The organism is Alteromonas confluentis (assembly GCF_001757105.1).
Lineage (GTDB): Bacteria > Pseudomonadota > Gammaproteobacteria > Enterobacterales > Alteromonadaceae > Alteromonas > Alteromonas confluentis.
The window spans coordinates 75,693-90,948 of record NZ_MDHN01000010.1; the positions used below are offsets into that span (position 1 = coordinate 75,693).

9 protein-coding genes and 1 pseudogene are annotated in these 15,256 nt (G+C 46.2%); 1 reads left to right on the forward strand and 9 read right to left on the reverse strand.

Features of this window, described 5'->3' with window-relative positions:
- Positions 1-78: 78 nt before the first annotated feature.
- The 4 genes from BFC18_RS04845 to BFC18_RS04860 all read right to left on the reverse strand — a co-directional run bounded on the left by BFC18_RS04845 (position 79) and on the right by BFC18_RS04860 (position 6,057).
- Positions 79-885: a PEP-CTERM/exosortase system-associated acyltransferase gene (locus tag BFC18_RS04845; RefSeq protein WP_083272924.1), complete on the reverse strand. Its 807-nt coding sequence runs from the start codon at positions 883-885 to the stop codon at positions 79-81.
- Between the two features lie 667 nt (positions 886-1,552).
- Positions 1,553-2,074 (reverse strand): RNA methyltransferase, encoded by a 522-nt coding sequence (locus BFC18_RS04850; protein WP_070124072.1) that lies wholly within the window; start codon positions 2,072-2,074, stop codon positions 1,553-1,555.
- An 84-nt stretch (positions 2,075-2,158) separates the two neighbouring features.
- Positions 2,159-2,977, reverse strand: a complete 819-nt coding sequence (locus tag BFC18_RS04855; RefSeq protein WP_070124073.1) for a patatin-like phospholipase family protein — start codon at positions 2,975-2,977, stop codon at positions 2,159-2,161.
- Positions 2,978-3,252: 275 nt separating this feature from the next.
- Positions 3,253-6,057 carry a TonB-dependent receptor gene (locus BFC18_RS04860; protein ID WP_070124074.1) on the reverse strand — a complete coding sequence of 935 codons (2,805 nt, stop codon included), beginning with the start codon at positions 6,055-6,057 and terminating at the stop codon, positions 3,253-3,255.
- Here BFC18_RS04860 and BFC18_RS21580 point away from each other — a divergent pair.
- Positions 6,051-6,251: a hypothetical protein gene (locus tag BFC18_RS21580; protein WP_139138954.1), complete on the forward strand. Its 201-nt coding sequence runs from the start codon at positions 6,051-6,053 to the stop codon at positions 6,249-6,251. The two genes, BFC18_RS04860 and BFC18_RS21580, sit on opposite strands and share 7 nt — an antisense overlap.
- Before the next feature lie 441 nt (positions 6,252-6,692).
- Here the strand turns inward: BFC18_RS21580 and BFC18_RS04865 are convergent.
- The 5 genes and pseudogenes from BFC18_RS04865 to BFC18_RS04885 form a co-directional block, all read right to left on the reverse strand.
- Positions 6,693-8,507 (reverse strand): annotated as a pseudogene (locus BFC18_RS04865) (methyl-accepting chemotaxis protein); the annotation flags it as partial.
- Between the two features lie 138 nt (positions 8,508-8,645).
- Positions 8,646-9,518 (reverse strand): succinate--CoA ligase subunit alpha, encoded by an 873-nt coding sequence (sucD, locus tag BFC18_RS04870; RefSeq protein WP_070124076.1) that lies wholly within the window; start codon positions 9,516-9,518, stop codon positions 8,646-8,648.
- Entirely contained in the window at positions 9,518-10,684 is a 1,167-nt protein-coding gene (gene sucC, locus BFC18_RS04875; protein WP_070124077.1) for an ADP-forming succinate--CoA ligase subunit beta, read from the reverse strand. The genes sucD and sucC overlap by 1 nt, the downstream gene beginning before the upstream one ends.
- A gap of 136 nt (positions 10,685-10,820) precedes the next feature.
- Entirely contained in the window at positions 10,821-12,323 is a 1,503-nt protein-coding gene (gene odhB / locus BFC18_RS04880; RefSeq protein ID WP_070124078.1) for a 2-oxoglutarate dehydrogenase complex dihydrolipoyllysine-residue succinyltransferase, read from the reverse strand.
- 10 nt (positions 12,324-12,333) lie between these two features.
- Positions 12,334-15,156 carry a 2-oxoglutarate dehydrogenase E1 component gene (locus BFC18_RS04885; RefSeq protein ID WP_070124079.1) on the reverse strand — a complete coding sequence of 941 codons (2,823 nt, stop codon included), beginning with the start codon at positions 15,154-15,156 and terminating at the stop codon, positions 12,334-12,336.
- Positions 15,157-15,256: the final 100 nt, after the last annotated feature.

A 15,256-nucleotide genomic window follows, 5' to 3' on the forward strand; every position in this document is an offset into this window, starting at 1 on the left:
TCCGTTGATTATTTTTGTTATAAAAAAACCGAGCATACAGGCTCGGTTCCTTTAAACAATAAACATACGTATTCAGTGCTATGCTGCGCGTGTTTTCTGATCTTTTGTTGTTAGCATTGACGGATTCGGCTTGTGAATTGAGCCAAAATTAGGCACATCTTCCAGTTCTTTCATGATCTTGCGGTAAAAACGGTGCAGAGAAGGTGATATTTGTTGGAAGAACTCTTCTGGAGACAGCTGATAAGCAGCACGCTTACCATGATAATCAATCACCTGCCCTAACTGGTTAAATTCAATACCGAGCATCCGTAGGCTTCTGGCGAGCTTAGGCTCCATCATCACGTAGACATTTTCTACATCGCGCAATACGCAGATCGTTGCCGCAAAGAAATAGAGCGCTAATGTGAGATACGGGAAATTTCGGTCTGGTTTGGTTTTCTTGAAACCTTTGTCGAGTGATTTGCCAGTCACTGGAGAAAGGTTTGTATCTGTTTCGCGACGGCGAAAGCGTTTGGGTATGGCAAGACGGGAAATTTCACAAACAGAATGTCGAGGAAGTCGCGCCGGGCTGTTTTCATCCATACGGATAGCCTCTGCACAATTTTGCTCGATGGGAAGCATTTGACCATTATGTTGCGGCATAACCACGCGGATGGTGCCTGCACAGTCACCTGTGGCTTTGTGCTTTATATAACAACTGATTGCATACTCGTCGAATTCATCGACTTCCATTTTGTTTGGCCTTGTGTCTTCGAAGGCCATCTCTTCACAATATACTTGATGTCGGGTTCGGAAACACGCACGTTGGTCTCTCTCTTCGTGGGCGACAACAAGCGTAAAGTGTTCGAAGAAATGACTGGCAGCCGCATCAATGGCTTTGTTCATTTTCCGCTTTACTAGCGGTTTTACGATGTGCTTAACACCAGGGACCTGATGGACTTTTTTAAAAGCATTTAACAAGCGACGTTTCACTCTGACTCCCAACGATTCGAAAGAGGATTTTTTATTCTATTAATAAGTCTTACTTGGTGCTTCCGTGACTTCCCAAACAGCCCACACCTTGCGATGCGGGGGTCACCCTGCGAGATCAGTTTGAATAACGGATTTAAATAAATGCCACAACTCAAATGCATTCTTACAGCGTTACTACAATTTATTTTTATACTAAACGTACTTTTCCCAGAAATATTAAACAATATTCAGACCAACTTTGTGCGGATCTAAAGATATTTAAAAATATAAAATGAAGTATTGCTTTATGAAAGTTGAAGAATTACTAAAAATTTACGATAAAAAATACGTCATTTAACGTATTAAAATTATAACCTATTGATTTAAAGTGAATTTAACAGCTGCAAAACTGTATATTATTCATGCTAACTGCATGATATGTTGGTAAAAATATCGCTAGCAGTTTTTACCGGTTTTTCAAATTAATTGGAAAATTTTTATGATCACTACTCTCGATCGATCAGATCAAACGATTAGATCGTAAAATATCCTGACACTTTTTTACTATTCTTAGTAATGGTGTTGCAAAACAGGAACAGGTCTAAGACGAGCTGTTATTTTTAGGTATACGATGCTGATTATTGGTGTCTCGGGAAGCCCTAATCACATCATCACTGCGATCAAAATCCCCTTTCGCCAGTCGATCGTAAAGCACCACATTTACTGTAGCAGCAAGATTCATACAACCTTTGGTTGGAATATATACAACCTCGTCAGCCCACGCCAGCACTGATGCCGGTACAGACCCGTCCTCTGGACCAAACACATAAAAAGCATTGTCCGGATGAACGAAATCCGGCAAGGGTATCGCCCCTTCAACGAGTTCAATAACAACGGTTTTAGCGCCGTCCGGCACAGCCTGTTGCAAATCGGTAACAGCAGACGTGTTAATCACTTTATGCATTGCTTTGGTGTCTGCATAAAATTCCTTCGCTCGCTCGTAGCGCTCGCCAGTATAGAATACTGCAGATGCCTGGTAGCATCCCGCGGCGCGCAAAACAGATGCAACGTTAACGGGGTTTTTAGGGTTAACTAAACCTATTGCTGATTGCGTGTATACCATTTTACGAGTGTACTTCTACTGCTGCTTAAAAAAGGGGCGGCAGTATCGCAAATCTGAAATTAATAGCCAAATCCTTTCTGCAGATTATGCCGCATTTGCATAAAGCGCACGCCGTGCCATCCTTCGCCCTTGCGCATACCCTTTAAGTAACTTGTATTTGTCCATAGTGAGACGTTTAACACAGAACGCCTGATCGGGTGCAATCACCGTTAACTTGCAATCAGAAGGCGGTGAGTTCAAGAATTCCAACGTTTGGTTGTAAGTCGCCGCCCGACGAAGCATGGCATTTAATAAACCAGGCTGTTGACCGTACATTCTGTGTAATAGCCAGTTACTTTTCAATTCTGGTTTTGTAAAGCCACGGGCCTGGGAAAGAATCACAGTAATATCACGCGCCCCCATCTCATAAGCTTGGCGAACAGGAATAGAATCCCCTACTCCACCATCAACATAAGGCACACCATTAATGACAGGCTGTGTTCGATAAGCTGTAGGGATCGCACAGGATGCGACCATTAATTGGTCAACCGTATCTCGGGTAACGCGATGGTACTCACTGTCACCAGTTTGTGTGTTCGTAATGCCAACATACAAAGGAATACTCGCGTCAGGTGCCTTCAGAATTGCCTTTGCCTGATGCCACAACCAATGCACATCTGTCATATGCCCACCCTTGATAAACCGCAGCGGGCTGAAAAATTCGCTACGGGTCGCAAAATCAGTAATGATGGTTTTGCTCAAACCATGGGCCCCACAAACGTACGTCGATAAATTTGTTGCGCCTGCAGATACGCCAATAGCGAAATCGAAGGGGTAATAGTCCTCTTCCATAAATTTATCTAACACACCGGCGGCAAAAATACCTCGCATTGCACCGCCCTCAACTACCAACGCAGATTTCATATCGCCTGTCCTTAACGTTGCCTGTTCTAACTTTTCTCTGGTAAGACCAGCATGATTTGTACCAAAATGAAATGGCAGTGTGGCAGAGCTACGATTTAACGGTAAAGGCAATGTAGACCGCGATAAACGCGGGATAAGGACGAGTGTTCATGTGAAAAATAAGCACAATGATAGTGCTTAGTGCATAAAAAACCGCCCCAGCGCGTCCTGCACTAGGGCGGTTTTTACAGGCTAATGAAAATTTTACCTTTCAACTACTGATTTGCTTGACGCTATTAGAATGCGTAATTAAAGCCAAGCAGATAGTTTGCGCCGTAAGATTGATAGAGCAATACCTGACGGCTATCGGTGCCAGAGGTTTGTACATCGTCTTGGTCGGTAATATTCTGTGCTTGCAGTGTTACGCGAAGTCCTTCGAGATAGTCGATACCGGACTCACTGAAGTCATAACCAAGTTGTGCGTCCCAGAAGGTGCCGCCTTGGTTGGTGGTATCAGATAATGCCAGACTCAGGCCACGCGCCTCGGTAAGGTATGAAGAACGCTTAGTACCAGCAATACGAATTTCAAAACCATGACTTTCATAGAACACAGTCAAGCTGTAGTTTTCATCAGAAAGACCTGGAATACGCGTTTCTCCGCCCTCTGCAGCTGCATCAGCGCTGCCGTCCATGAAGGTCGCGCTTGCAAACACACCGAAACCTTGCAGCGCGTCAGCGATCAGTTCACCAGGCAAACTCGCTTGAATTTCGTAACCGCGAACAAATCCTTCGAATCCATCTTGTGGCGCCGTGTTATACCCTTCGAACAACACTGGTGGTAATGCAGCATCATCTTGAGTATGGTGAATTTCTGGCAAGTAGTATGGTGTAAAGTCAGCTAACAAGCCATTTTCACGGTGCCAGTTCTTAATGTCTTTAAAGAAGTAAGACAGCGCAATGTAACCGGTATCAGCAAAATAATTTTCATAAGCCAAGTCCAGTTGATTCGCTTCATAAGGTTTCAAGTCAGGGTTACCTGAGCTTCCACCCCATGGGCCATTTTCCAAGCTGTTCGAAAGAATGTTGGTATTGTTAAATGAGAACGTGACCTGATTATTCGGGCGCATATCATCCATACGTGGACGGCTCAGCACTTTGCTTAAACCAAGGCGGAAAAATTGGCCTTCGGCAAACTCCGCACTCAGGTTCAGAGTGGGCAGCACATCAGTGTAATCTGTACCACCGGCCACAGGAATTGCCTCAACAAAACCATCAGAGGTCATGGCAGTGCTAAAACCGGTTGAACTTTGATCAGCATGTACCACTTGCAGACCCAGATTACCGCGAATGTAGATATCATCAATGGCGGTATCTATGTCGAGTTTTCCGTATAGGGTCGTCAGCTTTTCGTTTACTACATAGGTATCGCCTAAGCGTCCAGCATCAACCAACTGTGCGTCGGTAGCCTGATAGTACCCACTGTTATAAAGTCCAAGGGCATCGTAAGCCAGTACACCACCAATACCCACAAAGTCCAACGGTACAACACCAAGCACGTCAGGAATCGCATCATCACCAGGATAAGTCGGTGCAGTCAGATAAGCACCATTATTGATTTTGCTCTTTTCGCGATCGGAGTAAATAACACCAATTTCTACACCACTGAATACGCCCCATTCAATAAATCCTTCCGTCTGCAAACGGAATGAATCGAGACTTTCTTCAAAGATGGGTTGGTTTACGAAACCGTCTTGTGCATCACCACCAACGATAGGCGCTCCCCATGTTTGCGGCCCAGCAAGACGAATCAGACTTGGATCAGTAAGATCCACATCGGCCATAGACGGATGCGATGTGTAAATCGCGCCGGTAGAGGTCATTTCCCATGAACGTGCTGTCAACGGGCGACCATCTGTGCCGGCTCGGCCAACACCTGAGTAACTTTCAATATCGGTGATGGTTTTATCCACTTTACCGGTTGAAACGTCAGCCGTAACGCTCCAGTCATTGTTAAGGATGTATTCTACGTTCAAGCCAAATGTTTTCAGTTCTGCATCCTGACGGCGAACGTCATTGCGTACCACGCTATAAAAGCCGTCATAGTATCCCGACGTTACCAGGCCATCTTCTACGCCGGTAATCGTGTAGTCGCCAGTACCCCATTCAGCACCACCTTCTTCAACACCGCGTCGGGCATCATCTTCAAGGAAGTCGATATAAAGCGCATCGAATTGCAAATTCAGCGTATCTGTGGGTGCCCACTGAACAACCGCGGCCACTGAATCCCGGTTCATCATTGCTGAACGGGCGAATGAGTCGTGACCACCCAGGATCAGTGTATCTTCAGGAACCGTCACACCTTCAGCAGCGTTGTCAGGATTTGCTGTAGCATAACCCCAACCGCGGAATTGATTTTCCTGACGTGGCGATTCCATGGTTGCAACGGTCAACGCAACCCCTAAGGTGTCGTCAAGAAATTGATCGACAAAGTTGAACGAAAGACGATGCCCTTGATTGTCAAAATCAGGGTTGGCCGCATCTTCTTTGTTTTTTTCCAGCGTACCATTGATGGTCATGGTAGATTCCGCAGTCAGTGGTTTCACTGTTTGCAAATCAATAGAGCCACCAATGTTCTGTGTGGTCATGCCAGCTTCAGGCGTTTTGTAAACCAGAATATTAGAGATAATTTCCGTTGGATATAAGTCGAATTCGACGCCGCGGTTGTCACCCATACCGAGCAATTCACGGCCGTTCAGCGTGGTGCCTACGTAGTTTTCGTTAAATCCGCGAACAGAAATACCGCTCGTACGGCCATTTCGTCGCTCACCGGCCAGACCTGGAAGACGGGAAAGTGATTCTGCAATACTGGTGTCGGGTAATTTTCCGATGTCTTCTGCAGACAACGCCTCAACGATGGACGTGCTATCCATCTTAATGGCTTGTGCCCGTTGCAAACTACCTCGAATACCGGAGACTTGAATAACTTCAACGTCGTCTGCAGATTCAGTTTCATCGGATTGTGCGAAAGCGGGTACAGCGGTGATGGCAAATCCTGTCGCGATAAAAGCCATCTTGATTAAGTTCGGTTTGAAATGTGTCATTAATATTCCCTAATGTGAACCGAGAAGCTGCTCCTCTGGATGGTGCGCACCGAAGAATGGGACTAATCGGTTTGCTGAAATGGGGCGCATCCAGAGGCAGCTTTGATGAGTTGTCATCAATATTTTTATTGCTGTTTAATGACAATGTTTATCGTCGCGAGCATCCTAACCAGTTGGTAAAATTTGCTCAATGATCTGCATACGTATTCATAAAACAAATAAAACAATCAGTTAACACGCAGGAGCAAATCCGCTTTGCTTTAAACTTGTTATTCAACAAGCCCTGGCTGGAGTTTCGTCAAGAAAATCAAAGAAGTGACACGCGTAAAAGTAACGCTAAGTTAACAAAGAATAAGAAGGAAATTTAATAAACTGTTAAATAGCCAAATGGCGAAAAAGTGGCGAGAAAAGGAATTGATGCTGGTAGCAAAACACTACCAGCATGTTGGAATTACTCAAGATTTAGCGAGTTGATTGAGCTTTTCTATGATCAAGGTTTCTTTCTCGATTTCCTGCATCTGAACAAAAGCATGATCGGCTCGACTAATGCCCTGCTCAGCCCGCTGACTGGCATCGCTAGAGGCAGTAGATAATTCGCTAAGCTCAGCGCTCAAGCTTACCGAACCCGATTCGATTTCTTGCAGTAGGCCATTAATACTGTCGATGGCAGAAGAAATTCCATCAATGGATGCCGATACTTCGTTAATTGTGTCACCGGTTTCCTGCAAACTCGATTGCGTGCGTTGACTGAGAGCCCTCACCTCGTCAGCGACGACGGCAAAACCTCTACCGGCTTCCCCTGCTCTCGCAGCCTCAATCGCGGCATTTAAGGCCAGCAAATTGGTTTGCTCAGCAATACCGCTGATAGACTGTATGATACTGACAATACGCTCTGCACTTTCTTTTAACCGCATCATGCCGTCAGACAATTCCCCTCTTTGCTTTTCCTGACGCGCGATTTGTTGAAGGAATGACTCAAATTGCTTGCCCAAATCAATTTGTCGACCCGCAGAATCACTGGCTTGCGATGCCACATATTTCAACTGCTCAGTAGATTCTTTAAGCAAGGGATGAAACTTCTCAGTTTGTTCTATTAACCGACTTTGCAGCTCTTTAATATTACCCATACTAATGAGCTTCGCTTGCAGATGGTAATTGGTAAATGATGCCAGATGAAATGGGAAATTGGTCACATACTCATCGTGATAGGATTGCTTGTCATCATGCTCAAAAAAACCTATTGCGGTAACAGTTTGATTTTGATGAAGACCGAGGTACTCCCCAAAGGTTGAAAACCCCGACACCATCACATTATCGAAGGTACCGATCCCACTAAGACTGTTAGGATTGTTCAAACGCCGCAATATGCAGTCATTGGCAATGAGTGCCACTGGCTTACCGGATTTCCCTCTGAGGAAAGCATCGAAATCGCGTTGAAGTGACTGTTTGAAATCCGTCGCTTTAACCAGTTCAAGGTATTCACCAAATGACATGTCGCTGAAAAAACGAATGGTACCATCATCATTGATGGCAGCCACAGAGCGCACGTAAATACTGCCTTCTATGGTGATACCGAATGAATGACTGGTGAGTTTTTGTTCAAGTTCGGAGGGCTGACAATTAAAATGTCGGCTTAATGCAGACACCGGCGTTTCCAATTCCATATTGCTGTTTAATACAGAATGAAGCGTACGGGAAAGCGGATCGAATTTCGCCACGGTGAACCCCGTACCCGTGGCAACAAAGTTATGGCTTTTGAGTAATCCATAACGATAGCGACGATCCATTTTGCAGAATGCCAGCAAAACCTGATTAGATTTTACTTCACCATTATAGGCCACATCTGCCCGTTGAAAATCTAACTTTCCGCCAGCACTCCCGCCGACAAAGAAACAAGGAAATTTCTTCGCTTTGTATAATGCTTGAGTAAAGAAATCCTCGCTCGCCGTTATTCCATCAAAGTAAGTTAGCGCAAAAGTATCTCGGCTACCGATATCAAAAGGCACTCGAACGTTTTCAAGCTCACGGGAAATCCTGTTTACCCGCTCTTCCGGCGAAAGTTTGGGTGAACCACTTTTTATGTCTTCGCTAAACAAGGGGACTGCAGACACCGACACATCTTTAATCATGGCAGCTGAAAAAGCATGGATAACGATATTATCCCAACTCTCTGATGTAGGATGATAAAGGTTTACCTGACCCCCTAGTTCGCCTGACGTCATAATGGAAATAATATGCTTACAATAAGGAATGGCGGCGGTAAGTTGTTGGCTAATGCGATTAAAATCTAGGTGAGGTGATACGAACGCGATGACCAGTGCCGTACCGGATGAGAAGTTCATCTCTGCCAGATTCTCAGTGGAAATCTGACTGCTTGATATGCTTTTGGAGAGTGTTAACCGATCTGTGATTGGACTTTCGGCCCGGACTTTTTTCTTGCCAAAGAACATTCGTAATCCTTTATGATTTAGTATTAGGAACAGTCTGCAATTAACTATAGTTCACTAAACAGGATTACGCGTAAAAACAATAATTTCGAATAAAAAAGCCCGCTATTAGCGGGCTTTATAATTATCGAAAAGCGAGGCTTACCAGCCAGTCTGCTCGCGCAGTGCTTTACCGATGTCAGCCAGTGAACGAACAGTCTTAACGCCTGCTGCTTCAAGGGCTGCAAATTTATCGTCAGCAGTACCTTTACCACCTGCGATAATTGCACCGGCGTGGCCCATGCGCTTACCTGGAGGAGCAGTAACACCTGCGATATAAGAAACAACCGGCTTAGTTACGTTTTCTTTGATAAACGCAGCCGCTTCTTCTTCAGCAGTACCACCGATTTCACCGATCATAACAATCGCTTCAGTCTGTGGGTCGTCCTGGAACATTTTCAGGATGTCGATGAAGTTAGAACCTGGGATTGGGTCACCACCGATACCAACACAGGTAGACTGGCCGAAACCTTCGTCTGTAGTTTGTTTAACCGCTTCGTACGTCAGTGTACCAGAGCGAGAAACAATACCTACTTTACCAGGCTTGTGGATGTGACCAGGCATGATACCAATCTTACATTCACCCGGAGTGATAACACCCGGACAGTTAGGACCAATCATACGAACGCCTTTTGCATTTACGTACTCTTTAACGTAAAGCATATCAAGCGTAGGGATACCTTCAGTGATACAAACGATCAGCTCGATGCCAGCATCAGCCGCTTCAACGATTGAATCTTTACAGAAAGGGGCTGGTACGTAGATAACAGATGCCGTTGCGCCTGTCGCTTCTACCGCGTCACGTACAGTGTTGAATACTGGCAGACCTAAGTGCTCAGTACCGCCTTTGCCTGGCGTTACACCGCCAACCATTTGCGTACCGTAAGCGATTGCCTGTTCAGAGTGGAAAGTACCCTGACCACCAGTGAAACCCTGACAGATTACTTTGGTATCTTTATTAATTAAAACTGACATTATTTGCCCTCCGCTGCAGCAACAACTTTTTCTGCTGCATCAGTCAGCGATTCAGCAGCGATGATATCCAGACCTGAGTTCGCCAGAACGTCACGGCCAAGATCAGCATTTGTACCTTCAAGACGTACAACAACTGGTACTTCAACGCCTACTTCTTTTACTGCGCCGATGATACCTTCAGCGATCATGTCACAACGCACGATACCACCGAAGATGTTAACCAGTACTGCTTTAACATTGCTGTCAGACAGAATGATTTTGAATGCTTCAGCAACACGCTCTTTCGTCGCGCCACCACCAACATCCAGGAAGTTTGCAGGCTTACCGCCGTGCAGGTTTACGATGTCCATGGTACCCATGGCCAGGCCTGCACCGTTAACCATACAGCCAACGTTACCGTCAAGTGCAACGTAGTTCAGCTCGAAAGAAGCAGCGTGAGCTTCACGGGCATCTTCCTGTGAAGGATCGTGCATCTCTTTAACTTTCTTCTGACGATACAGTGCGTTGCCGTCTACGCCCAATTTAGCGTCAAGGCAGTGCAGGTTACCGTCAGTTTTGATTACCAGCGGGTTGATTTCGATCAGCGCCAGGTCAAGATCTTCGAACATCTTCGCCAGACCCAGGAAGATTTGCGTAAACTGTTTTACTTGTACGCCTTCCAGACCCAGTTTAAATGCCATTTCACGTGCCTGATAAGGCTGAGGACCAACAATTGGGTCGATTTCAGCTTTCAGGATTTTCTCAGGCGTTTCTTCTGCAACGGTTTCAATTTCAACACCGCCTTCAGTTGATGCCATGAAAACAACGCGACGTGTACCACGGTCAACAACCGCGCCTAAGTACAATTCGTTTGCGATATCAGTGCAAGATTCAACTAAGATTTTACTTACTGGCTGACCTTTCTCATCAGTTTGGAAAGTTACCAGGTTCTTGCCAAGCCACTTCTCTGCAAATGCGCGAATGTCTTCTTTATCTTTTACAAGTTTAACGCCGCCCGCTTTACCGCGACCACCGGCATGTACCTGACATTTCACAACCCACTCGTCACCGCCGATGCGGTCGGCCGCTTCTACAGCACCTTCTGGTGTGTCTGATGCGTATCCTTCAGAAACAGGTAAACCGTATTCTTTGAATAGCTGCTTACCTTGGTATTCATGCAAATTCATGGTGTTTCTATCCGATTTTTAGTAAGACAAAAGTCGCTTATGCGACTTGATTAGTATGACCGGCCTCATTCTTCGAAACCAGCGCTGTGACAGGCAACAACGAATTGTTACCTGCACACAATGACTACCTGAAAACTTAAACGTCCAGTAACAGACGTGTTGGATCTTCAAGCATTTCCTTCACAGTAACCAGGAAGCCAACTGACTCTTTACCATCGATAATACGGTGGTCGTAAGACAGGGCCAGGTACATCATAGGAAGAATTTCTACTTTGCCATTCACTGCCATTGGGCGTTCCTGGATTTTATGCATACCCAAAATCGCGCTTTGTGGCGGGTTGATAATTGGCGTAGACAGCAGAGAACCGAACACACCACCGTTAGTGATAGTGAAGTTACCACCCTGCAGGTCAGCCATAGACAGTTTACCGTCACGACCTTTCAGAGCCAGTTCTTTGATGCCTTTCTCGATACCTGCCATGCCCAGGTTGTCAGTGTCTTTCAGCACTGGCGTCACCAGACCACGCGGCGTAGAAACCGCGATAGAGATATCAAAATAGTTGTGGTAGCAAATGTCATCGCCATCAAGTGATGCATTTACTTCAGGGAAACGTTTCAGCGCTTCGGTAACCGCTTTCACGTAGAAAGACATGAAACCAAGACGAATACCGTGACGCTTCTCGAAGCCTTCTTGGTATTGCTTACGCAGGTCCATGATTGGCTTCATGTTCACTTCGTTGAACGTAGTCAGCATGGCAGTCGAGTTTTTCGCTTCCAGCAGACGCGTTGCGATAGTTTTACGCAGGCGGGTCATAGGAACACGTTTTTCGCTGCGGTCGCCGGTAGGCAGATTTGCCGCAGGCTCTGAAGCTGCAGGTGCTGCTTTAGGTGCCGCACTACCACCTTTCAGATACTGTTCAACATCTTCTTTGGTGATACGACCGTTTTTGCCGGTACCTTTTACTTTAGACGCATCAACGCCTTTTTCAGCAAGTAAACGACGAACAGACGGGCTTAATGCATCGCCATCATCACTGTCGTCAGCTTCTTCAGCCGCCGCTGGCGCAGATGCACCTGATGACGCACCTTCAACAAACTTAGCAATCACTTCTTCAGCTGTTACCGTTGCACCTTCTTCTGCCAGAATTTCTGCCAGAGAACCGTCAGCCGGCGCTACTACTTCCAGAACCACTTTATCGGTTTCAATATCAACCAGATTCTGATCGCGGCTTACTTGCTCGCCTACAGCAACGTGCCAGGTAGCGATGGTTGCGTCTGCAACTGATTCTGGCAGTACAGGTACTTTAACGTCGCTTGATTTGCCCGAAGCAGCTGGCGCTGCATCTTTAGATTCTGCTTTCGCTTCAGAAGATTTGCTTTCTGATTTAGCTGGGGCTTCACCGCCTTCGCTCAGCTTCGCAATTACTTGCTCACCTAATACAGTTGCGCCTTCTTCATTCAGGATTTCGCCAATAACACCGTCAGCAGGTGCTACCACTTCCAGAACGACTTTATCGGTTTCAATATCAACCAGGTTTTGATCGCGCTTAACTGCATCACCGGCTTTTACATGCCAAGTTGCAATGGTCGCATCGGCAACTGATTCAGGCAGAACCGGAACTTTTATCTCAATTGTCATCACTGTTCCTTTATTTAATCGTGAGTGCGTCTTCAACCAGTGCTTTCTGTTGCTGGTTGTGAACGGATAGATAGCCTACTGCAGGCGAAGCCGATGCTTCACGTCCAGCATATGTTAATTTTGCGCCATCGGGAATGGCTTGCCAGAAGTGATGCTGACTGCTGTACCAGGCGCCCTGATTTTGAGGCTCTTCCTGACACCAAACCCAGTCTTTCACATGGCTGTACTCGGCAACGATTTTCGCTGCTTCTTCCTGAGGGAACGGATACAACTGCTCAAGACGGATAATTGCCACATCGGTCTGTTCATTCTTACGACGCTGGTCAAGCAGGTCGTAATATACCTTGCCTGAACACATTACAACGCGTTTAACGCCGGCTGGATCGATTTCGTCAACCTCACCGATTACGTTTTTAAACACACCTTCAGACAGTTCTTCTAACGAAGAAACCGCTAGCGGGTGACGCAGCAATGACTTCGGAGACATTACAATGAGTGGCTTACGCATTGGGCGGACCATCTGACGACGCAGCATGTTGAACACCTGCGCAGGTGTAGAAGGTACGCACACTTGCCAGTTGTGGTCTGCACAAAGCTGCAGGAAACGCTCAAGACGGGCTGAACTGTGCTCTGGGCCCTGTCCTTCGTAACCGTGTGGTAACAGTACAGTCAGACCACACAGTCGGCCCCACTTAGCTTCACCAGAACTTAAGAACTGGTCGAACACCACCTGTGCACCGTTAGCAAAGTCACCGAACTGAGCTTCCCAGATTGTCATGGTAGTAGGTTCCGCTGTTGCGAAACCGTATTCAAACGCCATTACCGCTTCTTCAGACAATACAGAGTCAAAAATTTCAATTTCGCCCTGATCTTTGCTGATGTTTTGAAGCGGCATAAACGTGCTTGCATCAGTTTGGTTGTGCAGAACAGCATGACGGTGGAAGAAGGTACCACGACCTGAATCCTGACCAGTCATACGGATGCTGCTACCGCTATCTACGATAGACGCATACGCGAGGTTCTCAGCCATACCCCAGTCGAGTAATTTCTCACCGGCAGCCATGGCTTTTCGATCTTGATAAACTTTATTAACGCGAGAATGAAGTTTGAATTCTTCAGGATAGCTACTTACAGACTCTGCCAGTTGTTTCAGCTTATCAATGGCAATTGCGCCATCGTAAGGCGTGTCCCAATCGTGGCCAATGAAAGGAGACCAGTCAACAGAGTGCTCTGTCATTGGACGCCATTCTTCAACAACACACGCGCCGTGATCCAGCGCCGCACGATATTCTTCGATAAAGCGGTCTGCGTCGCGTTGTTCCAAACTGCCTTCTGCAACCAATTGGTCAGCATACAGTTGGCGAGGAACAGGGTGCTTTTTGATTTTTTGGTACATCAACGGCTGCGTTGCATTTGGCTCGTCAGATTCGTTGTGTCCATGACGACGATAGCAAACCAAATCGATAACCACGTCTTTCTTGAACTTATTACGATACTCAAGCGCCAGTTTAGTCACAAACATAACCGCTTCAGGATCATCAGAATTAACGTGGAAGATAGGTGCCTGAACCATCTTAGCGATGTCAGTACAGTATTGTGTTGAACGTGTATCTTCTGTCTTAGACGTTGTGAAACCAACCTGGTTGTTGATTACGATACGTACTGTACCACCCACTGCAAAGCCGCGGGTTTGAGACATGTTAAATGTTTCCTGCACAACGCCCTGACCTGCAATCGCAGAGTCACCGTGAATAGTAATTGGCAGTACTTTATTGAAATCGTCATTACGGCGATCGATACGAGCACGCACAGAACCCATCACTACCGGATTAACAATTTCAAGGTGAGACGGATTAAATGCCAATGCAAGGTGAACATTGCCACCTGGTGTCGCAAAGTCTGAAGAAAAACCAGCATGGTACTTAACGTCACCAGAACCCAGCGTGTTGTCATGCTTACCAGAGAATTCGTCAAACAGCACTGACGGGTTTTTACCCAGTACGTTTATCAGTACATTCAGACGACCACGGTGAGCCATACCGATAACCACTTCTTTAGTGCCTACCGTGCCAGCTTCTGTAATCAGACCTTTCAGCATAGGAATAAGCGCATCGCCACCTTCTAGTGAGAAGCGTTTAGCACCCGGGAATTTTGCGCCCAGATACTTTTCCATGCCGTCTGCCGCAGTCAGTGCTTTTAAGATAGACACTTTCTCTTCTTTAGAGATTTGCGGACTAGCTTCTACTGACTCAATACGTTGTTGTAACCAGCGCTTCTGTTCAGTATCAGTGATGTGCATATACTCGGCACCAACAGATTCACAGTAGGTGCGGTTGAGTGATTTGAACAGGTCACGAAGAGACATTGTGTCCTGACCGATGGCGTAAGAGCCAACGTTAAACACAGCGTCCATGTCAGATTCGGTAAGACTATGGTGAGATAAATCTAAATCGCGGGCTTTTGGCTGTTTCCAGAGACCCAGCGGATCAAGATTAGCATTCTGGTGTCCACGGAAACGGTAAGCGTTGATTAACTGCAGAACTTTTACCTGGCGGTCATCAGAAGGCGCTGCGCCATCCTTGCCGGCCGATGAGGACATTCTAGCTGTAGGACCGAGAGCGGCAAGCTGTCGGAATTGGTTACGAATAGCTGTATGGTTAGTTTCCAGTTCTACGCCGTCAACTTTCGGTAAGGTTTCGAAGACCTGACGCCATGAATCGGAAACGCTTTGTGGGTTGTCGAGGTACATCTCGTACTGCTCTTCCACATAGGCAGCATTGGCGCCTGCCATATGCGAGGAGTCCCACCACGCTTTCATCACGCTTTCTTGCATTATTGTGCCTTGCTACGTTTAGGAAATATTTTTTAACACGGTGTTATATTATGACGGTTATTTTCATAAGAACCAATAGTTATGATCATATTGTGAATAA